General features: G+C 49.4%; 21 protein-coding genes. 18 read left to right on the top strand and 3 right to left on the bottom strand.

Features of this window, described 5'->3' with window-relative positions; genetic code table 11:
- Positions 1-20 precede the first annotated feature (20 nt).
- From NNL21_RS16095 to NNL21_RS16035, 13 genes are all read left to right on the top strand, one after another.
- Positions 21-779 (top strand): SDR family NAD(P)-dependent oxidoreductase, encoded by a 759-nt coding sequence (locus NNL21_RS16095; protein WP_204818278.1) that lies wholly within the window; start codon positions 21-23, stop codon positions 777-779.
- A 52-nt stretch (positions 780-831) separates the two neighbouring features.
- Positions 832-1,122: a hypothetical protein gene (locus NNL21_RS16090; RefSeq protein WP_204818277.1), complete on the top strand. Its 291-nt coding sequence runs from the start codon at positions 832-834 to the stop codon at positions 1,120-1,122.
- Positions 1,115-1,876: a phytanoyl-CoA dioxygenase family protein gene (locus NNL21_RS16085; RefSeq protein ID WP_204818276.1), complete on the top strand. Its 762-nt coding sequence runs from the start codon at positions 1,115-1,117 to the stop codon at positions 1,874-1,876. The genes NNL21_RS16090 and NNL21_RS16085 overlap by 8 nt, the downstream gene beginning before the upstream one ends.
- Before the next feature lie 60 nt (positions 1,877-1,936).
- Positions 1,937-3,844 carry a DUF8034 domain-containing protein gene (locus tag NNL21_RS16080; RefSeq protein ID WP_204818275.1) on the top strand — a complete coding sequence of 636 codons (1,908 nt, stop codon included), beginning with the start codon at positions 1,937-1,939 and terminating at the stop codon, positions 3,842-3,844.
- Positions 3,845-4,017: 173 nt separating this feature from the next.
- The gene (locus NNL21_RS16075; protein ID WP_256555279.1) at positions 4,018-4,143 is read left to right on the top strand and encodes a hypothetical protein; all 126 of its coding nucleotides are present in this window, start codon (positions 4,018-4,020) and stop codon (positions 4,141-4,143) included.
- Positions 4,140-5,624, top strand: a complete 1,485-nt coding sequence (locus NNL21_RS16070) for an aminotransferase class I/II-fold pyridoxal phosphate-dependent enzyme (RefSeq protein ID WP_204818274.1) — start codon at positions 4,140-4,142, stop codon at positions 5,622-5,624. The genes NNL21_RS16075 and NNL21_RS16070 overlap by 4 nt, the downstream gene beginning before the upstream one ends.
- A 1,315-nt stretch (positions 5,625-6,939) precedes the next feature.
- On the top strand, positions 6,940-7,848 hold the full coding sequence (gene cyoA / locus NNL21_RS16065) for a ubiquinol oxidase subunit II (RefSeq protein ID WP_204818273.1): 909 nt from the start codon (positions 6,940-6,942) through the stop codon (positions 7,846-7,848).
- A 36-nt stretch (positions 7,849-7,884) separates the two neighbouring features.
- Positions 7,885-9,858, top strand: coding sequence for a cbb3-type cytochrome c oxidase subunit I (locus NNL21_RS16060; RefSeq protein WP_204818272.1), 1,974 nt, complete (start codon positions 7,885-7,887; stop codon positions 9,856-9,858).
- Complete coding sequence (gene cyoC / locus NNL21_RS16055) at positions 9,858-10,487, top strand: cytochrome o ubiquinol oxidase subunit III (protein ID WP_204818271.1); 630 nt, start codon at positions 9,858-9,860, stop codon at positions 10,485-10,487. The genes NNL21_RS16060 and cyoC overlap by 1 nt, the downstream gene beginning before the upstream one ends.
- Positions 10,488-10,817, top strand: a complete 330-nt coding sequence (gene cyoD, locus NNL21_RS16050; RefSeq protein ID WP_204818270.1) for a cytochrome o ubiquinol oxidase subunit IV — start codon at positions 10,488-10,490, stop codon at positions 10,815-10,817. It abuts the gene before it with no gap.
- Positions 10,818-10,932: 115 nt separating this feature from the next.
- On the top strand, positions 10,933-11,325 hold the full coding sequence (locus NNL21_RS16045) for a FixH family protein (protein ID WP_204818269.1): 393 nt from the start codon (positions 10,933-10,935) through the stop codon (positions 11,323-11,325).
- A gap of 46 nt (positions 11,326-11,371) precedes the next feature.
- Positions 11,372-11,704 (top strand): c-type cytochrome, encoded by a 333-nt coding sequence (locus NNL21_RS16040; protein ID WP_256555303.1) that lies wholly within the window; start codon positions 11,372-11,374, stop codon positions 11,702-11,704.
- Positions 11,705-11,721: 17 nt separating this feature from the next.
- Entirely contained in the window at positions 11,722-12,297 is a 576-nt protein-coding gene (locus NNL21_RS16035; protein ID WP_204818267.1) for an SCO family protein, read from the top strand.
- A gap of 116 nt (positions 12,298-12,413) precedes the next feature.
- On the opposite strand, the gene pdxR is transcribed toward NNL21_RS16035, so the two are convergent.
- Positions 12,414-13,868 (bottom strand): MocR-like pyridoxine biosynthesis transcription factor PdxR, encoded by a 1,455-nt coding sequence (gene pdxR / locus NNL21_RS16030; protein ID WP_204818266.1) that lies wholly within the window; start codon positions 13,866-13,868, stop codon positions 12,414-12,416.
- Between the two features lie 277 nt (positions 13,869-14,145).
- Between pdxR and NNL21_RS16025 the strand changes: the two genes are divergently transcribed.
- Positions 14,146-15,093, top strand: a complete 948-nt coding sequence (locus NNL21_RS16025; RefSeq protein ID WP_204818265.1) for a carbon-nitrogen hydrolase family protein — start codon at positions 14,146-14,148, stop codon at positions 15,091-15,093.
- A gap of 141 nt (positions 15,094-15,234) precedes the next feature.
- On the opposite strand, the gene yjcZ is transcribed toward NNL21_RS16025, so the two are convergent.
- Positions 15,235-15,333 carry a sporulation protein YjcZ gene (gene yjcZ / locus NNL21_RS16020; RefSeq protein WP_256555278.1) on the bottom strand — a complete coding sequence of 33 codons (99 nt, stop codon included), beginning with the start codon at positions 15,331-15,333 and terminating at the stop codon, positions 15,235-15,237.
- A gap of 919 nt (positions 15,334-16,252) precedes the next feature.
- On the opposite strand from yjcZ, the gene NNL21_RS16015 reads away from it, so the two are divergent.
- Both NNL21_RS16015 and NNL21_RS16010 read left to right on the top strand, forming a co-directional pair.
- Positions 16,253-16,720, top strand: a complete 468-nt coding sequence (locus NNL21_RS16015; protein WP_204818264.1) for a GNAT family N-acetyltransferase — start codon at positions 16,253-16,255, stop codon at positions 16,718-16,720.
- A 267-nt stretch (positions 16,721-16,987) separates the two neighbouring features.
- Positions 16,988-18,031, top strand: coding sequence for a Gfo/Idh/MocA family protein (locus NNL21_RS16010; protein ID WP_204818263.1), 1,044 nt, complete (start codon positions 16,988-16,990; stop codon positions 18,029-18,031).
- A gap of 91 nt (positions 18,032-18,122) precedes the next feature.
- Here NNL21_RS16010 and NNL21_RS16005 read toward each other — a convergent pair whose 3' ends face one another.
- A complete protein-coding gene (locus NNL21_RS16005) occupies positions 18,123-18,818 on the bottom strand; it encodes an endonuclease/exonuclease/phosphatase family protein (protein ID WP_204818262.1) in 696 nt (231 codons plus the stop codon).
- Positions 18,819-19,237: 419 nt separating this feature from the next.
- Between NNL21_RS16005 and NNL21_RS16000 the strand changes: the two genes are divergently transcribed.
- Both NNL21_RS16000 and NNL21_RS15995 read left to right on the top strand, forming a co-directional pair.
- A complete protein-coding gene (locus NNL21_RS16000; RefSeq protein WP_204818261.1) occupies positions 19,238-19,747 on the top strand; it encodes a phosphatase PAP2 family protein in 510 nt (169 codons plus the stop codon).
- 23 nt (positions 19,748-19,770) lie between these two features.
- Positions 19,771-20,418, top strand: coding sequence for a GNAT family N-acetyltransferase (locus NNL21_RS15995; RefSeq protein WP_204818260.1), 648 nt, complete (start codon positions 19,771-19,773; stop codon positions 20,416-20,418).
- The last annotated feature ends 59 nt before the right edge of the window (positions 20,419-20,477 follow it).

Genomic DNA, 20,477 nt, shown 5'->3' with positions numbered 1-20,477 from the left:
CCATTCCAGGAGATGAAGCAATGAGCGTACAAGGGAAAGCGGCGATCATAACGGGTTCCACGAGCGGTATCGGCCAAGCGGCCGCAGAAACGCTGGCGCGTCACGGCGCGAAGGTGCTCGTAAGCGGCCGGGATCAGACGAGAGGGGAGAGCATCGCCCGGTGCATCATGGATAGCGGGGGTGAAGCGCATTTCATTCCAGCCGATCTGTCTGACCCACAAGCGCCGGGCAGGCTTGTCCATGAAACGGTACGCCTGTGGGGAAGGATCGATATAGTCGTCAACAATGCCGCTCTCGTGTGCAATAAGCCGGTTGAGAAAATTGTGCATGAGGACTGGGACCGGCTGCTGTTTGTCAATCTGAAGGCTCCGTTCTTCCTCATACAGGCGGCGCTGCCGTATCTGAAGGAAAGCCGCGGCAGCGTCATTAACATCAGCTCCATCAACGGTATCCGTAATGACCGCAATAACTTGATTTACGACACGATCAAAGCGGGTTTAAACCATATGACCCAAGGACTGGCTCTGGATCTGCGGTCTGCTGGTATTCGCTGCAATGTCCTTATGCCGGGGGGAATTGCGACGCCGCTGCTCAATCAATGGTTCCGTCAGTTTGCAGGCAACCCCGAGGAGGCGGATCGGCTGGCGGAGGCGGCCAAACAGGAACCGAATGTGGGAACTCCGCAGCAAATCGCCGATGCGGTGCTGTTCCTGGCAGGCAGTCAAGCTGCATGGGTGAATGGCGCGGTAGTTCCCATCGATGGCGGGTATCATCTATGAATTCGGCCATGCAAGACAAGAGATTATTCAAAGTCGAGTGAGGTGCGGAATTATGACAATGAAGAGGCAGCAGATCTTATTTCTGTGCTTGGTTAATCCGGAGCTCAGCTCCAAGACAATTGCATGGGCACTCTATGACGGCGCATCCGGCGCGGATGACAGCCGGATGGAAACAGGCGATTCGGAGGTTCCTCCCTATGGTTCTGTACTGGATGCCATGAGAGACGGTTGGAAGGTCATTCAGGCTCCCCAGCTGCCGTATTTCGTGCATGGCCATGAGAATGAAACCGGCCATCTGCCATGGGAATATATGCTGGAGAGGGAGGTAGAGATCCATGGTTAGTACGGCGAATTCACATCTGCTGGATGCGCGCCAGATGGCGCGTTTCTGCAGCGACGGTCTGATCGTATTGGAGGATCTGGTTCCGCAGGAGCTCAATGAAGCTGTCTATCACGATGAATTAACCGTCCAGCCGCAGGGCTATGAATTCTGGAACAGCTCGGAGGCCATCCGCCGAGTATTCGATCTGCCTCAGGTCAAGGGCGTCATCGAAAGCCTGATTGGCCGCAACTATGTCTATGATCATTCTTTCCTGCATACTGTCAAGCCCCATATCAGCAAATCGCAGAATTGGCATGTGGACTCCGGCGTGATGAATCCCAATCCCCATAATTTCGATATCCAAGCCTTTTATTTTGCCCATGACACGCCGATCGAAATGGGGCCGACACTGGTGCTTCCCGGTTCCCAGCTGCGGCGGGCCAACTATTGGAGCATATCGCGCTATAAGAATATCGAGGGGCAGCGCCATCTGGCCGCGAAGGCGGGAACCATCGCTTTTATGCACCAGGATATCTGGCACTGCGCCCAGCCCAATCGAACGGACCGAACCCGTTATGTGTTCAAAATCCGCTTGAATGCGGTGGAGCAGCAGCGGAATCTGTTCAACACCGACGGTTATGACGATCCGGAAGTCCGTGAGATCCTAAAGACCCATTACCCCTGGTACGGATCGGATTGGCAGAAGGAATATTATCAAAGGCTGGAGTTTTGGCGGTTTCTGGTCGGCAACGATTATATATGGAAGAAACGTTAAAGGGTACGGAGCTCGGTATCGATTTCACCCTCAATAATCGCAGGCAGGGAGATGCAGATTATGATAAAGTTGGCGGCTGAGGAATGCTGGGTTCCTCCCCAATGGGCGCTTATGGAGAGATTGCTGTTCGATTCGCTGAATAAAGCGGCGGTTGAATTCGTGAGCCGTTACGTACGTTCTGACGGCACATTGATTTGGCGCCCGGATTGGCCGGGCATGGACGGCTCGGATGATCCCTATGAAGGATTCATGTATCTGGCGCTGCTGTACGTCATGGGAGGAAGCGATGAAATACTGGAGCTGGCCCATAAGGTGTGGGAAGGCATAACATGGCAGTGGGCGGAATACGGTCAAATCTCCCGTGAATTCGATGCCTATTACGATTGGATGCACCATGGGGAAGGCTATCTCTATTTTTATTTCCTCGGGCTTGCGGATCCGGGTTACTTGAAAAACAGGCAAAGATCCATCCGGTTTGCGGCGATGTATACCGGCGGCGACGAGGAAGCCCCCAACTACGACCCGGAAAAACGGCTGATCCGATCACCGATTAACGGCAGCAAGGGTCCGCGATTTATGATGACGGAGGAGGATTGGATCACACACCGGGGGATACTCGATCATTATCTGGCGCCGTTCGAGGATATGGCAGGCGTGGATTTTGCATCAGGTACATGCTCTTGGTCGGATGATGCGATCTACAAGGAAATCATCCGGTTGATGAATGAACGGATGGCCAGGGGAGATATTCCGCTGAATCTGAATGCGACAAGCATGGTGACCCATGCTTATCTGCATGCCGGGCAAGAAGCCCACCGCGATTGGGTGCTGGATTATATCGCTGCATGGAGAGAGAGGATCGACAAGAACGGCGGCATCATTCCGGATAATGTGGGATTAAGCGGTGAAATCGGGGAATACATGGACGGCAAATGGTGGGGCGGCTATTACGGCTGGCGCTGGCCGCATGGCTTCTTGACGATTATCGAGCCTCTCATAAACGCCGCGGCCAATGCCGTTCTATTGACAGGTGACATGAAGCAGTTGGATATCGCCCGCTCCCAGCTGGACCGTAATTGGGCGCTCCGCAAGCTGGAGAACGGGAGGCATTCAGTGCCATATAAACATGTGGATGCGGGCTGGACGGATTATCGGCCTGCTGATCCGCTGTATCCCATACATCTGTGGTTCATCTCCATGGCGGATGAGGACTTGGAGAGGATCCAGAGGATCGGGCTGGAAGAGAGCTCGCTTGCGATCCTGATTCCCGGATTCTCTGGGACGGAAGAGGGGACGCACCGGAATACGAAGCATTATAACGGCAATACGATTCCCTGGTTTCAATATATACAGGGGAATAATCCGACTTATCCCCAGCGGATATTGGAGGCGAACTACAAGCTCATTCATAATCAATTGAATAAGATGCGTTCGCCGGAAGGCGATCCTGAGGAGTGGCGCGCGGACGGGTATAACCTGGAGGCGCTGTCCAGTATTCACAAGTGGCAGGAGATGTGTCCGGTTTATTTTGAAGGTCTGCTGCAAACTACGCATGGCGCGCCTATGCATATTTCACATGGCGGCCTGCAGCATGCCAGTGTCCGGTATTATGATGCGCGAAGGCAGCGTCCCGGGCTGCCTGCCGATGTAGGGGCACTTGTAGAAGCCGTATCGGCAGCGTCACTGACCCTTCAATTGGTCAACATGAGCTTGTTGGAGCAGAAGGAGATTATCGTGCAGGCAGGGGCGTTCGGAGAGCACCGGTTCGAAGAAGCGGTCATGTTCAACCAGCAGGGCAAGGCGATTCAGCGCTCGGCTGTAGGGGATAAGTGGCTTAGCATCGAGCTGGCGCCTGGTGCGGGGTGCCGCCTGGAGCTGTCTTTAACCCGCTATGCGAACCAGCCATCCTATGATTCGGTGTGGCCCGATCCGTACAAGGAAGAAATTCTGTCGGGTAGAAATCTGTAGAGCTAAATCTTGTTGACCCAGCGCCGGACAGGTGCTGGGTCTCTTTGCTTTGCTTTGCTTTGAACCGTCACGTATTCGAATCCCAGTTATAACATTCATGTCTATCGTTATGAACCGCTGCTACAATTTCCAATAGCACCTGAATCAATGCCGTATTCTCAGCAGGAAGGATTGTGAACAAGATCATGCATTACTTTCCAATGGCTGGAGCAAAAAGAAATGAAATGGATGGTTACGCCCTTTCTCCATTCCGTTACGATCAGTTTGGAGACGATTGTGGAAAGGAAGAACGATCATGAATCAACAACAGACACCCTTATTTACGGCTTTGATGCAGCACGCTGCGAGCGAACCCGTGCAATTTCATATTCCCGGCCATAAGAAGGGGAAGGGAATGGATCCTGAATTTCGTGCCTTTATAGGAGGGAATGCGTTATCCATCGATCTCATCAATATTGTTCCGCTCGATGATCTCCATCAGCCGACAGGCGTGATTCAAGAAGCAGAACAGCTTGCGGCGGAAGCCTTCGGAGCGGACTTTACCCTATTTTCCGTTCAAGGAACAACTGGGGCGATCATGACCATGATCTTATCGGTCTGCTCGCCAGGGGATAAGATCATTATTCCTCGCAATGCCCACAAATCGATCATGTCTGCCGTTGTATTATCGGGTGCTAAGCCCGTAATGGTATCACCGGCAAAGGATCTCAAGCTCGGGATTGATCATGGCGTGACGGCGGGTTCGATCAAGCAGGCGTTAGATGAGCATTCGGATGCCAAGGCGGTATTGTTAATCAATCCAACTTATTACGGAACCTGTGTCGATTTACACGAAATGGTTGAACTCGTTCACAGCTATGGCATTCCCGTTCTGGTTGACGAGGCGCACGGCACGCTGATTCACTTTCATGAGAGGCTGCCCATGTCGGCGATGCAAGCGGGTGCCGATATGGCGGCAACCAGCGTTCATAAGCTCGGCGGGTCTTTAACGCAGAGCTCGATATTAAACGTACAGGGAAATCGGGTGAATAAAGAGCGCATTCGTACCATCATGAGTATGCTGACGACAACGTCGACCTCTTACTTGCTGCTTGCTTCCCTGGATGCATCGCGAAGACAACTGGCATTGAAAGGCCGGTATATGGCGGAAGAATGCATAAGATTGGCCGTTTATGCCCGCAGCCAGATCAACGATATACCAGGACTCTATTGCTATGGAGATGAGATATGCGGCGCTGAAGGCGTGTTTAATTACGATCCGACGAAGCTGTGCATTCATATTCAACGTCTTGGCATCACCGGTTATGAGGCAGAGCTATGGCTGCGCCGTGAATGCAATATCGAGGTTGAGCTCAGCGATCTTACGAATATCTTGTGTCTGATTACATTGGGGGACACGGAATACGAAGTGAAGCTGCTCACCCAGGCTCTGCGAAGAATGTCCGCCGCATTCAGAGATCGAAGCGGGGGCAATCCACTTAAACCTCTTCCGATACCGGAAGTGCCAACGTTGTTCATCTCGCCGCGGGATGCCTTCTACGCAGACGCGGAGAAGGTTCCCTTTCCACAATCGGCTGAACGGATTAGCACGGAATTCATCTATGTCTACCCTCCAGGCATTCCGATTCTGATGCCCGGGCAAGTCATAACCCATGAAATCATCGATTACGTGATCCAGCATATGGAGGCAGGTCTCCCGGTTAAAGGACTCGAGGATCCGTACAATCAAGAGATAAAGGTTGTTTCGAATTCTGTTCGTGGAAGCAACGAAAATGGCTAGTAGCTGTGCTCTTCATAGTGAAGAGCTTTTTTTATTGGTCTTCACTCAACGGGAGGCTGTAAGACCACAATTCGGTCTTACGGTGAACGTTCGAAGCGCAAGTCGAGGCCGTAAGGCCGTTTTCCGGCGTTACAGCAGCGGAATAACGCGGCAGTCAGAGAAACGACCTGCTGTAAGACCGAAATTAGGTCTTACGGCGAACGTTCGAAGCGCAAGTCGAGGCCGTAAGGCCGTTTTCTGGCGTTACAGCAGCAGGGTAACGCGGCAGTCAGAGAAACGACCTGCTGTAAGACCGAAATTCGGTCTTACGGTGAACGTTCGAAGCGCAAGTCGAGTCCGTAAGGCCGTTTTCCGGCCTTACGGCAGCGGAATAACGCGGCAGTCAGAGAAACGAGCGGCTTGCTGTAAGACCGAAATTAGGTCTTACCACGAGTGTTCGAAGCGCAATTCGAGGCTGTAAGGCCGTTTTCCGGCGTTACAGCAGCGGAATAACGCGGCAGTCAGAGAAACGAGCTGCTGTAAGACCGAAATTCGGTCTTACGGTGAGCGTTCGAAGCGCAATTCGAGGCCGTAAGGCCGGTTTCCGGCGTTACAGAGCGGAATAACGCGTCAGTCAAAGAAATGAGCTGCTGTAAGACCCCAATTCGGTCTTACGGCGAACGTTCGAAGAGCAAGTCGAGGCCGTAAGTCCGTTTTCTGGCGTTACAGCAGCGGAATGACGCGGCAGTCAGAGAAATGAGCTGCTGCTGTAAGACCCCAATTCGGTCTTACGGCGAACGTTCGAAGCGCAAGTCGAGTCCGTAAGGCCGTTTTCCGGCGTTACAGCAGCGGAATAACGCGGCAGTCAGAGAAACGAGCTGCTGTAAGACCCCAATTCGGTCTTACGGCGAGTGTTCGAAGCGCAAGTCGAGGCCGTAAGGCCGTTTTCCGGCCTTACAGCAGCGGAATAACGCGGCAGTCAGAGAAACGAGCTGCTGTAAGACCCCAATTCGGTCTTACGGCGAGTGTTCGAAGCGCAAGTCGAGGCCGTAAGGCCGTTTTCCGGCGTTACAGCTGCGGGGTAGGCCAGGGAAGCTCGCTGGCATCGGTCAATGCTTGCCTTAGTTGGCGCGCGCTCAGCTCCTCCACAACTTCTGCTCAGGCTAGCTTACCTAGCCATTTATCCATGTGGCTAAAGTTTGTCGCATTTGTATCTATTTATTGAACATGGTCGGGTTTTTCAATTGGTTAGTGGCTGGTGACACCTGTACCATCCACCCTTAAAGTAGGACATGATTCATCAAGTACCCTTGCAAGGCGAATAGGAGATGAGAACATGAAAGCGTCCAAAGCAGTCCGCTGGGCGGCATCCTTGCCCATGCTGTTGCTGCTGATCTTGACGACCACCGGATGTACGGAGAAATTTGTGGTACTTGATCCGAAAGGCCCGATCGCAGAGCAGCAGCGAGATTTAATCATCATCTCAACGGTATTGACTTCCATAGTCATTGTACCCGTTCTGATTCTTACGGCGATTATCATTTGGCGCTATCGCGACAGGAAAGGCAGAAAAGCGAAATATACGCCAGGCTGGGAGCACAGCACGAAGCTGGAAGTCATCTGGTGGGGGATTCCGATCGTCATTATTACGATCCTGGCTATTATTACCGTGAAGGGCACCTACGCCCTTGAACCGTCCAAGCCCCTCGTGTCGGATAAGAAACCGATGACCATCCAAGTGACTTCGCTGGATTGGAAGTGGCTGTTCCAATACCCGGAGCAGGGGATCGCAACCGTGAATTACGTCAAATTCCCGGAGGATGTGCCGATCCGGTTTGAGATTACCGCCGATTCTCCGATGAATTCGTTCTGGATTCCCCAGCTTGGCGGTCAGATGTACGCGATGTCGGGGATGGCCATGACGCTTTATTTGCAGGCGGATGAGCAGGGAGCATATTGGGGCTCGGGTGCGAATTTTACCGGAAAGGATTTCACCAAGATGTATTTTGATGTCCATGCAGCTCCGCAGGATGAATTTGAACAATGGGTGAGTGAAGTGAAGGCTTCATCCCCCGTGTTGACCCTTGACGGCTACAAACGGTTGTCAGAGCCTGCCGCCTCTGATATTCGAACGTTCTCCGCTTTCCCGGAAGGCTTGTTTGAGATGACGGTAACCAAGTATGCGTCCTCGCATAATCACGGCTTGTCTTGGGAGGACATACAGAAAGTTCAGATCGAGGAGTAAAGACTTCGCAATGAAGACGTAAGGAGAGAAACATCCATGTGGGAAAAGGTGAAAAGCTTCGCCTCGGATTTTTTTGTAACGGGCGATCCGTTAATTTACGGGGCAGACGTTAGTATTGTCTTAGCTGCGATTTCGATTGTGTTCGTCATGACCTATTTTAAAAAATGGGGCTGGCTCTGGAGGGAATGGTTAACGAGCGTCGATCATAAAAAGATCGGCATCATGTACATTCTCGCTTCTTTCCTCATGCTGTTCCGGGGTGGCGTGGATGCCCTGCTGATGCGGGCGCAGCTGGTTGTGCCGGAGATGGAATTTCTGACGCCGGATCATTATAACCAGATCTTTACCACGCATGGCGTAATTATGATTTTATTTATGGCGATGCCGTTCATGTTCGGATTATTCAACGTGATCGTGCCGCTGCAAATTGGCGCGCGCGATGTGGCCTTCCCGTTTCTGAATGCGCTCAGCTTCTGGCTTTTCTTCTCGGGAGCCATGCTGTTCAACCTGTCTTTTGTCATCGGGGGATCGCCGGATGCAGGCTGGCTGGCTTATCCGCCCTATTCAGGGCTGATGCATAACCCGGGTCCTGGACAGGACTTCTATATATGGGGCATACAGATTTCAGGAATCGGCAGTCTCATGACCGGTATCAACTTTATTGTGACGATTCTGAAGATGCGCGCTCCCGGTATGAAGCTGATGAAGATGCCGATGTTCCCGTGGTCGGTTTTATCCAGCTGTATCGCGATTATTTTTTCTTTTCCCATTCTGACCGCAACACTGGCGCTGCTGTTTTTGGACCGATATGCGGGTGCGCATTTCTTCACCTTGGACGGCGGCGGCAATCCGATGATGTATATCAATCTGATCTGGATGTGGGGGCACCCTGAGGTTTATATTATCGTCCTTCCCGCATTCGGTATCTTCTCGGAAATCGTATCCACCTTTGCGAAGAAGAAGCTATTCGGTTATAAATCGATGGTGTACGCCATGATGATTATCAGTATTTTATCGTTCCTCGTATGGGCGCATCACTTCTTTACGATGGGCTCCGGAGCGGATGTCAATGCGTTCTTCGCCTTAACGACCATGCTGATCGCGATACCAACCGGCGCTAAGGTGTTCAACTGGCTGTTTACAATGTTCCGGGGCAAAATCACCTTCGAGACGCCCATGCTCTGGACAATCGGCTTTATTCCGTGCTTTGTCACGGGTGGAATGACAGGGGTTTTATTATCGGTCGCTCCGGCTGATTTTCAATTCCACAACAGTTATTTCCTTGTTGCCCACTTTCATCACGTCATCATTGGCGGCGTGGTGTTCGGCTACTTCGCCGGTTTGTATTATTGGTGGCCCAAACTATTCGGCTTCAAGCTCCATGAGCGGATTGGAAAATGGGCGTTCTGGCTGTGGAATATCGGATTCTACCTGTGCTTTATGCCGCAATATGCGCTTGGTTTAATGGGCATGACAAGACGGGTCGCGACGTACGGATGGGACAAGGGCTGGTGGGAAATGAATCTGGTCTCTACCATTGGTGCGGGCTTGATGGGAATCGCCTTCGTGGTTCAAGTGTGGCAGATCGTATACAGCGTCAAGCATCTTAGAAAGGATAGAACGGGCGATCCATGGAATGGACGCACGCTGGAATGGTCGATCCCTTCTCCTGCACCGCTGTATAACTTTGCAACGCTGCCTCAGGTTACCGCTCAAGATGAATGGTGGGAGGAGAAGCTTCTTAGAGACAATGGTCAATCATCGTCCGTCCCGCCGGCGCTTGAGCCGATTCACATGCCTAAGAATTCCGGGATTCCTTTTGTCATGTCGATGTTCTGGTTCGCCGCCGGCTTTGGATTTGTATTTCAATGGCTGTGGTTAATTATAGCGGGATTGGTTGGCGTAGCGGTGTGCATGCTTGTTCATTCCTTTAACTATGACAACGATTATTATATTTCCGTTGATGAAATTAAACGCACGGAAGCTGCGATAAGGGAGGTGCCCAACTAATGGCTGAGCACAATGGTTCCGGACATGCCTATCATACTGAATCGCATTCCGCCGCTCACGATAACCATCCGGATCCGGAGGAGCTTCGTACATTCGGGTTCTGGATTTATCTGATGACCGACGTTATTCTATTCGGCACTTTGTTTGCCGCTTATATCGTCCTTCGAGGCAATACCAATGGCGGACCGGGACCTGAAGAACTGTTCCAGATGGGCGGCATTATTACGAGCACGTTTATTCTATTAACGAGCAGCTTTACGAGCGGTCTCGCCGTGCTGGCTATGCATAAGGGAAATCGTCAAGCCTTGATGGGTTGGCTCAGTGTCACGGCTTTGCTCGGCGCGACGTTCATTGTGCTGGAAGTAAGGGAATTTATTCATCTGGTGCATGAGGGAGCTACCATAGGCACAAGCGCTTTTCTATCGGCCTTCTTCACGCTGGTCGGCACTCATGGGCTCCATGTATCGCTGGGCTTGGTCTGGATGATCGCACTTATTATTCAGCTCGCGAAGCATGGCATTACGCCTGTCACGAAACGTAAAGTGAATGTAATCAGCCTGTTCTGGCATTTCCTTGATGTGATCTGGATCTTTGTCTTTACGATTGTCTACTTGATGGGGGTGAGCTAGATGACGCAGCATGAAGGGACGAACCCGCAAGCGGCAGGGCTGCATGGCTCCTTGAAATCCTATACGCTCGGATTTCTGTTCTCCATCGTATTGACGATCATTCCAGTTGCGATCGTCATGAACGGCTGGTTGGAGGGGGCGGCCAGCAGCATCGTTCTGATGATGGCAGCTGTGCTGCAGCTCGTCGTTCAACTGATTTTTTTCATGCATCTGCGGGAGGAAAAGAAGCCGCGATACAATCTGGTGACATTAATTCTGGGCCTGGTCATACTGCTCGTTATCGTGCTCGGCTCCATGTGGATCATGCTCTACAATACGGTGGCCACATGATCAGGTTCTCCTCTATTCCATTGGTAATGAGGGATGGCTTGATGGCCATGTCTATCAATCATGAATGTAATACCGCAGGACGTTTCATCTAAATTTGAATGTGGAGGCAGTTATAGTGAAAAAATTTTTATTGCTGGTTGTCGGGGCTTCTTGCCTCTTGCTGATTACGGCCTGTTCCAATTCATCTTCCGATAACGCTGAAGGTTCCAAGTTGATTCAAGTTGAGGTGAAGCCCGTTCAAGAAACGCTGCAGCCTGGAAGAGCCATCTTGATTGATGCGCATGTGACGCAGGGCTCGGAGAACGTTACAGATGCACAGGAAGTCAAGTTTGAAATTTGGAAGAAGGATGAGGAACAACATAAAACGATAACCGCAGCTCATTGGCAAGATGGTGTATATCGCATCAAAACGATATTTCCGGGTGATGGCACTTACTATGTGATTGCTCACGTTACGGCCAGAGACATGCATGTTATGCCCCAAAAGGAACTCATTGTAGGTGGTTAGGAGAGCGGCTCTATGTTTCATGAGGAGGGAGGAGAAAGCTTTGAAAATGAAAGTTTATTCTTTTTTTCTAAGTATGATCATCGTCCTGGTATTAACGGCATGCAGCTCAGAAGGAAACACTCAAGAATTAGAAGCGGGAGCAAATAGCCCCGGGGATGTCGAAGCAATAGCTTTGTATAAACAATCCTGCCTCTCCTGCCATGCTGCCGACCTGAGCGGAAGAGTGGGTCCGGGGCTGCAGGAGATTGGTTCTAAATTGTCGGAGGAGCAGCTGTTTGGGCTTATTCAAGATGGCGCTAGAGGCATGCCGTCTTTCAAGAAGAAGTTAACTGCCGCGGAAATCGAGGCTTTGGCGCAATGGCTCTCTAACAATAAATAGACGAAGGAGCGTTTACGGTGAGAAAGGCGGTCTTGTACGTGTTCATTGGTGTGTTGATTGTCCTTACTGCCGCATGCGGAAGCAGCAAGCCGAATCAACTCCATTATCAAGTTGACCCATTGGATGCCGTGAATCAGAATGGGGACCCTGTGTCTTTGTCTGATTTGAAGGGGAAGGTCTGGATTGCGAACTTTGTGTTCACCTACTGCGCAACGGTATGTCCGACGATGACGGCTAATATGTCCATGCTGCAGGAACGTTTGAAATCAGCGGGCGTTGAAGCGGAGCTGGTCTCGTTCTCTGTCGATCCCGAGCGGGACGATCCGGAGGCGTTAAAGACGTACCTGACTAAATTTGACGCCGATTTCTCGAATTGGCAAGTGTTGACCGGCTATGAATTCGACGAGATCAAAACATTTGTGCTGAATTCGTTCAAGTCTGTCTTAGTCAAGGATACATCTTCCGATCAGGTCATTCACGGTACTTCATTCTTCTTGGTCGACCCCTCGGGTACGGTTGTGGCGAAGTACGATGGGATGCAGGATACTCCTTATGATAAAATAATCAGAGATGCTAAATCGCTGCAGCAGTAGGTAATAACGAAATAAACGGCTGACCTGAAGAGGGCCAACCGTTGTGTACGATTCATTTCATAGATGGAAGAAACCGCGGAGGTATCTATACTCGGCGGTTTCTCTAATTAATGGGATCATCGCGGCCCGTTAGATTCGCCAATCAGCTCTCGCAGGGCTTCAGCAAATTTCGCGATCCCGGGGCCGATTTCATCCGCCTTTGCTCGTGCATACGTAAATCGAACGTAACCGGAATCCGAACCATACACACTTCCCGGTACGAATACAACTCCTCGACGGATAGCTTCTTCAAGCAGCTTGCCGTCATGGACCTCTGGAACCAGCTTGCACCACAAATGCAGTCCGCCCTGAGGAACGGTAAATTGGACGTGGTCGGGAAGCTCCCTTCTTAAGGACTCGATGAGCAGGTCTTGCTTAAATTTCAACTGCATCCGCAAGCGGTCCAGATGAGGCTCAAAATAGGACGATTTCAAAAACTGTGCGGCTACCTGCTGTGGAATCACGCTAAGTCCGAAATCCATCTGCTGCCGTGCATCCGCCAGCCTCTCTACAATGGTGCGAGGGGCGACCATCCACCCAATTCGCAGGCCGGAAGCGGCGATTTTGGAGAAGGAACCGATATATAGAACGGAGCCGATCGAATCCATGGATTTAATGGGTGACGGGGGTTCTCCTTCATACGCGGTCAAGCTGAACGGGTCGTCTTCCACAATTGGCAGCCCCAATTCGCTTGCCACGTCGAGCAGCTGTTTGCGCCGTTCGGCTTCAAACACCGTACCCGTTGGATTCTGAAAATTCGGATTCATAAATACCATCTTGATGCGATGCTTCTTATACAAGGAGCGAACATCCTCGGGACGGACTCCATGGCGGTCTACGGGGAGCCGGAACAACCGGAGCCCGGCTGATTGAAACATCGGCAAGGAGTAACAGTATGAAGGATCTTCAATCGCAACGGCGTCACCAGGGGACAATAAACATTGTGTAATGAGATATAAGGATTGCTGGGAGCCGGACGTGATCAGAATGGACGATTCGGTCGTTTGAATGCCCCGATATTTCGCCAGATACGAAACAAGCGCTTGCCTGAGCGGGATATAACCTTGCGGGTTATCGTAGCCCAAATAAGAGGTGTATTTATGCTCGCTCATCAGCATCGTTATTTCATCGATTGGAGCCAAGTCGGCTGACAGCTCGCCGCTGGCGAAATCAATCAGGGATGGCTGCTGGGTGAGCGCTTCACGGATCCTCCGCATAAAAGGCAAATTCGGCAGAAAGCTGCCGCCTTCGGCATACCGGCTCCAGTTCGGCGTATGCTTGGGCGTAGCTCCCCAAATGGTTTTACTTACACGCGTTCCGCTGCCTGTCCGACTCTCGATGATGCCCATCGATCGAAGCTCTGCGAAAGCCAGAATGACGGTACTTCGGTTGACGCTTAGTTGTTCCGATAATTTTCTTTCGGATGGCAGCAGGCTGCCCGGCGGAAATTCGCCGTATGAAATTCTTCGTTCCAAATGATCGGCAATTTGTACGTATATGGGTTCTTTGCTCTGGCGATCCGGTTTCCACATGATTTGATTACACATCCTCGGTTAGCAAATAAAACATGACTGTATCGTTTATTTTACCACTGATTCTCATAAATATAGATTCGGTTTTCATCTTAACCATGACAATAGTTTATCCATTCGATGAATTTGGATGGTAGTCATAGGTTGCAAGTGGATGGTTGAATTTCCTTCCACTTTGGATGGTTCGCTAATGTGCGTTTTCTTATATCATAGTGTTTAAGTCGGAATTCGATGCGCTTCACGATGTACAGGCATCGCCGCAAGGAGGGATGATGAAATGAAGAAACGTCAACTGACAGTAGCTGTCGTTCAAGACGCACCTATTTTGTTCGATAAACAATCCGCCATGGACAAGATTGAGAGCATGTCGAGAGAGGCGGCCGGGCAAGGAGCCGAATTGATTGTGTTTCCCGAGGTATTCTTGCCGGGGTATCCCCGGGGTTTAAGCTTTGGTGCCCGTGTTGGAAGCCGTACGGTGGACGGGAGAAGAGATTGGGAACGCTACTGGGAAAGCTCCATCGCCATCCCAGGGGCCGAGACCCGGATTTTTGGCGAACTGGCTAGAGAGCTTGGCGTTTATCTGGTGATCGGCGTTGTGGAGCGTGACCAGGATTTCAGTACGGGGACGTTATTCAATTCGATGGTATATATAGGTCCGGACGGGGAGCTTCTGGGCAAGCATAGAAAGCTTGTTCCAACAGGTTCCGAACGTCTCTTATGGGGACAAGGCGACGGAAGTACGCTTACCGTTATCGATACACCTTTCGGCAGAATCGGCGGATTGATATGTTGGGAAAATTATATGCCGCTGGCGCGGACGGCTATGTATGCGCAAGGCATTGACATTTATCTTGCTCCAACGGCTGATGCCCGCGATACGTGGCAGTCGACGATCCGTCATATCGCTTGTGAAGGCCGCTGTTACGTTATTTCTTGCAATCAGTTTGCGACGAAAGCTTCCTATCCGACTGATTTGGCTTGTTATGAGGACATCCAGGACGATGCCGATACTCTAAGCCGAGGGGGCAGCGCTATTGTAGGGCCGCTAGGCGACTATATCGTTGAGCCGCTCTATGAACAGGAAGGGATTCTGATTTCAACGCTGGACCTCTCCTTGATCACACAGAGCCGGTTTGATTTTGATGCAGTCGGGCATTACAGCCGTCCGGATGTCTTTCAATTGATCGTCAACGACAGCAAGCAAGACATCGTACGAAGAAAATGACTTGGCGGGGAGGAACATGCCTTTATATCAAGGCAAGACAAAGAAAAAAGACCCGCGGTGTAGTTCGGGTCTTTTTTGGGGGGAGGGAGGAATCATGACAGTCCACGTATAGGAGGTCACTTGAAGGTTACTTCGCTGCGACTAGAAGCGCATGCAGCTGCAAGCAATAATCACCAACAAGATAAAAAGTACCAGGATCGTTCCTGTGTTTGTGAAAGCTCCACCAACATATCCGGACATTTTTGAATGCACCTCCTTGCCTGCAGGGTACCCTTTATTTTATGCACGACTATTGTAGTATGATTGGGTGTTTGTTACAGAGACGATTATTCCATGTCAATAGCCTTTGAGTATTCAATGTAAAAGATCCGCAGACCGGGCGGGTCTTTCAGGAGATATATGAAGGCACTATAGAGTCTCCCTGTACGGAATTTACATCGGAATTAATTAGAAACCGCCAAATATCCCGCAGCTACAAGCGATAATCACCAACAAGATGAAGAGTACCAAGATCGACCCTACGTTTGTGAAGGCTCCACCAACATATCCAGACATATTTTCTTGCACCTCCTTGTGTTGTGGTACCTTGTAAGTTATGCATGGCTGTTCTTGGTTGATTGGGTGTTTGTCACCGAGATACTTAATCAATGTCATTGGCCTACGCTTCTTGAAGCGTTAGGGGATTATTTCGATTACATACGAGGTTATTTGTTTTATTGTGGCATGCTTGCCTGCACGGCTGAAAAGGTATACCTAGCAGAAAGCGTAGCTTATATGGTTGTCAACGCATAAAATACCCTCTACAGCGGCAGAACTCCCATGCCTGATGATTGTCTTCAGATGCAACTCCACTGCTTTCCGATTCATCTTCTGATGCAGAACTTCTGCGAATTCATCTTTTCCTTGGATAAGTTTCTCACCGGCAATATTCAAGGGTGATATCATCCGTAACATTCGCCAGAATAAAATCTTGATCGTGAATGGCAAAAGCAACGCTGAGATCTTTAAGCAGCTCTTTTCTCGGTGCGTTCCCGCAATCCTCCATGCTCTTAGGCTCGCTAAGTGCTGATCCTCCCTAACCAAATCATGATGGCAGGTGATTGTTCATTGAAAAGCGAAGTATAGTCCTAGGCGTGTTGAATAATAGGGAGTGAGAAATATGGAGATAAGATCGGCATTGCGGCATGATCTTGAAGGGATTGTACGGCTATTGGTTGATGATGAGCTGGGTGTAAGCCGAGAACGATATGAACTTCCATTACCCCAAGCCTATATAGATGCTTTCTCAGAAATCCAAAAGCAGGCAGGAAATTCGATAATTGTTGCTGTAGAAAAAGAAGAGGTAATTGGCTGTCTTCAGCTTACATTCATACCGGGACTTGCGCGATTAGGAATGACGCGTGCTCAAATCGATGGTGTTCGAGTGGACAAGCAATATCGCAGTAACGGTATTGGAGAGGCAATCGTTCGTCATGCCATCGATTCAGCAAAGGCGTATGGCTGCGGACTGGTTCAACTAACAACGGATAAAAAACGCAAAGATGCCCATCGATTCTATGAACGTCTAGGATTCGTGGATAGTCACGAAGGTATGAAATTGTCCTTAGGTGATTCCGTGGAATCCTAGATGCGCCACTAAAAATAGATAATCGCCAATAATTTTAATTCTTATGCGCTCATCGTCCTCTATAGTAAAGCTATCGTTGTAACACTGGATTCACTCCGTAGCGAGTTTAACCCGAAGAAAACCGCCGAAGATACGCCTTCACATTAGGATTGACGAAGCGAATCGCGAAATGCTATGTTAAACTCGAAATTTAACAGATTTCCAGCAGGCGCGGTTATTCAGAGGATCTGAGCCCGTATAGCTGTTATAGGGAGGAGACATGCCAGTATGAAGTTGAAAGCCGTGCTTGTCGGAACGAAAGGCTGGGCAGATGCCCATGCCAAAGCGTACCAAGAATGCGATCGAATCGAGTTAGTGGGGATTTGCGGACATTCTAATGTAGACCGTCTAAATCAGCTTGCTGACCAATATATGATCCCGCACCGTTCCTTGAACTTAGCACAATTACTGCAGGATACGAGCCCTGACGTGGTCGATATTGTCAGCAGCGCAGATGCTCGGCTTGAATTGGTGAAAGTGGCTGTCCAGTTTCCCAGCGTCAAGCTCATCAATATCGAAAAACCATTAGCGCTTACACCTTCTGAAGCTTACGAGATCGCGGAGATTTGCAAAGCAAATCAGAAATTAGTGCTCGTCAACCATCAGCATAAATATTTACCGGCATGGAGCACAGCCCGCAAATGGTTACAAGACGGAGCCATTGGTGAAATTGAGTTTATTCGGGCCTCCACGAAAGTGAACATTATGGAGCAAGGCTCGCATCTCATTGATATGGTCATGTTTTTTAATGATTTCAACCCTGTTAGCTGGGTGATGGGTCAAACGGGAGCCTATGAAGGGAAGGACAGCTCTTCCATCATCGCACCGGATGAATCGATGGCGACCGTGCTTTTCGATAATGGGGTGCGTGCTATCTTCGAATGCGGGGCGTTCGCCAGGTCCATTCCGGGAGAAACAAATCCGTTCTACCATATTGGCATTGACGTATACGGTTCCGAGGGACATCTGAAGATTGATCTTAACCAGAAGCTCGAACTAAGAAATTATACAACACATCAGCATGTGGTCCAGAAATCGAGCTGGGAAGACAGCTACATGGGCGCATTGGTCACTTATATGGATTCCATTGAAGGATATGTGTCGGATCCCGAAGCCGGCCATATCTGTGATCTTGAGCATTCGATGCTGTCGTACCAAGTGATGATGGCCATCTACCACACCTCCAAATACGGGGGCAAAGTAGCTCTGCCGCATCAGTTCGAGGACAGCATTGTAGAAAGATACATCGACCAAGCCGCTCAATTAAAATAGCAAAATCAAGGTGGACAAGGCCGTTGATCATGGTGGTGCGGTGAAACTTTTGGTGTCATAAATAAGGGATATTGTGTCAATATATAACGTGTTAATTATCTGATCTCCAGCGAAACTGTGCAATAACCGGATTATGATCCGAAGAGGCCGAAGGCTGTACCCAGGCTTCGGCCTCTTCGATCATCATGTTTACAAATATATGATCGATCTCTCCCCCATTCTCTACGGTAGGACGCGTGTTCTGTAACTCGATTTTTTGCCAACGAGAGTTCATTTGTTTCATCAAAGCGTCGTCCATCTCCATATTAAAATCCCCAGCTAAGATCGCAGGCTGTTCCAGCTTGTTTAAAACGTCACAAAGAATCGGGACCTGCTTCATTCGTGACTTCGTATTTACTCCCAGATGGGTATTTAGTACGGTGACCGTTTCTCCTCGTATTTGCAGTCTCGCTATGAGAATACTCCTTCGCTCTATGGACCCGCCAAGATACTTAATTTCTTTTGAAATAATCGGATAGCGGCTTAGAATGGCATTACCGTATTGGACGATGAGAAGGTTCACACTGGGAGAGAAGCAGGAATACATCCCGAGTTGTTTGGCCAATCTGTTTACCTGATCTTGAAAGCCGCTGCGAGGTAAAAATCGGTCAACTCCCTGCAGGGAAACAACATCCGGATTAGCTTCCGCAATGTCTTCTGCTATGTGTCGTAAACTGGTTCGCCCATCCATGCCTTTTCCGTGTCGAATACCATAGGTCATCACTCTAATATAGTTAGTTGCGTCCATTTAATTCACCACATTCTGCTTATTATAATGAAACGACTGGCTCACACCGTTAAATTTATTCATTACGCATTATAGATCTAGATCAGTCCATTAAATCATCTTATTATTTTATACATAAAGTAGTCTTTTAATCATATTTATCCATTACTTTTCGTTTTTCTAACAAGAGCGAGCAGTCATTTATGTTAATGCACTCATCAAAATGAGCGTATCAGAGGCATACATAATGCTCCGTCTTGAGACGGAGTTTGACCTATACTTGAGTACGTTTGTTTTTGTAATTGGATCAGGTATCATGGCATTAAAAGAAATAACAGCAGAATGGTAAAGAAATAATTCAGTTTCTTTTTTAATTTTAATTTTGAATGAATCATTCAAACTAAAGTTGTTCCGATAGTGGTCGAAGGAGCGTGAAATTTATGCAGTGGATCAAACGAATGGATCACTCCTTATTGTTGTGGTGCAATCAGCGGCTGAGCAGACCGTCGCTAGACTGGTTGTTCGGTTGGTTAACGCATTTGGGCGGAGCTTCGTTTACGATTCTGTTCGCGGTGTTCCTAATAGGGTTCGCCAAGGGAGAGTTCAGCGAGGCAGGGCTTGAAAGCTTGATCGCCTTGACAATTAGCCACATCATTACTGTGATCATAAAGAAAAACGTGCGCAGAGCTCGGCCTTATCGCAAGATGAACCACGTGAGAGTAGGTAAATTCCCTTTGAAAGACTATTCGTTCCCCTCCGGCCATACAACCGCTATATTTGCTCTACTTACCCCGCTCATGCTTGCTTCAACGCCTGCCGTCTCAATGATCTTGACCGGTCTTGCGATCTTGGTTGCTGTCTCGCGCGTGTATTGGGGCTATCATTACCCGCTGGATTGTTTGGTTGGAGGAATGATTGGTTATATGACGGCCATATTTATTACTTTATGAGGAGCTCTTGAGGGGGTAGCGGGATGATCCAGATTAAACGAATGGCGGATTACGATCATGATATTCGAGATGACGTGGCGGATGTGTTCGTGGATGGTTATTATCGAAATCTGTCCTTTTTCACCAAAGATAGAACGAAGTTGAAAGCCGCCTTTTGCAATCTGTTTTGCCCGGATGTGTTCTATGTCGCGGAGGTGGACGGTGAGATTGTCGGTATACTGGCCTGTTCCAATAATCGGCAGCCGGCGATGGCTATTGATAAACCTTCCTTGAAAGAAGCGTTTGGTTTCCTTATGGGAAGTATGGCCTACCTTACGTTAGATAAAGAATTTAATGCTGTATTGCCTTATGAAGACGATACGGGTTATATCGAATGTGTCGCCACATCGGAAAGAGCGCGCGGTAAGGGGGTTTCGACTGCGTTGTTCAAGCATGTGATGCAAGAACTGCCCTACCGCCATTATATCCTGGAGGTTGTCGATACGAATGTAGTTGCGTTACAGATGTACAAAAATCTTGGATTTGACATTTACGAGCGGAAACAGGAGAAACTTTCCAGAATAAAAGGCTTTAAGGAACGGATCTACATGAAATGGAGTAAGGGGGGAGTAAGTGATTTACCAGTTGATTTATTTTCGTGTAAACGGCTGCATGGCTTATTTTACTCCTGAAGCCTTGATCTTCGTCGGAGACAAAAGAGCTGCCGAAATAAAGATAGCTTTTTCCGAAC

The organism is Paenibacillus mendelii (assembly GCF_024498075.1).
Taxonomy (GTDB): Bacteria; Bacillota; Bacilli; order Paenibacillales; family Paenibacillaceae; genus Paenibacillus_Z; species Paenibacillus_Z mendelii.
Note: the sequence above shows the minus strand (reverse complement) of the source record. Positions and strands in the feature narration are given on the sequence as shown.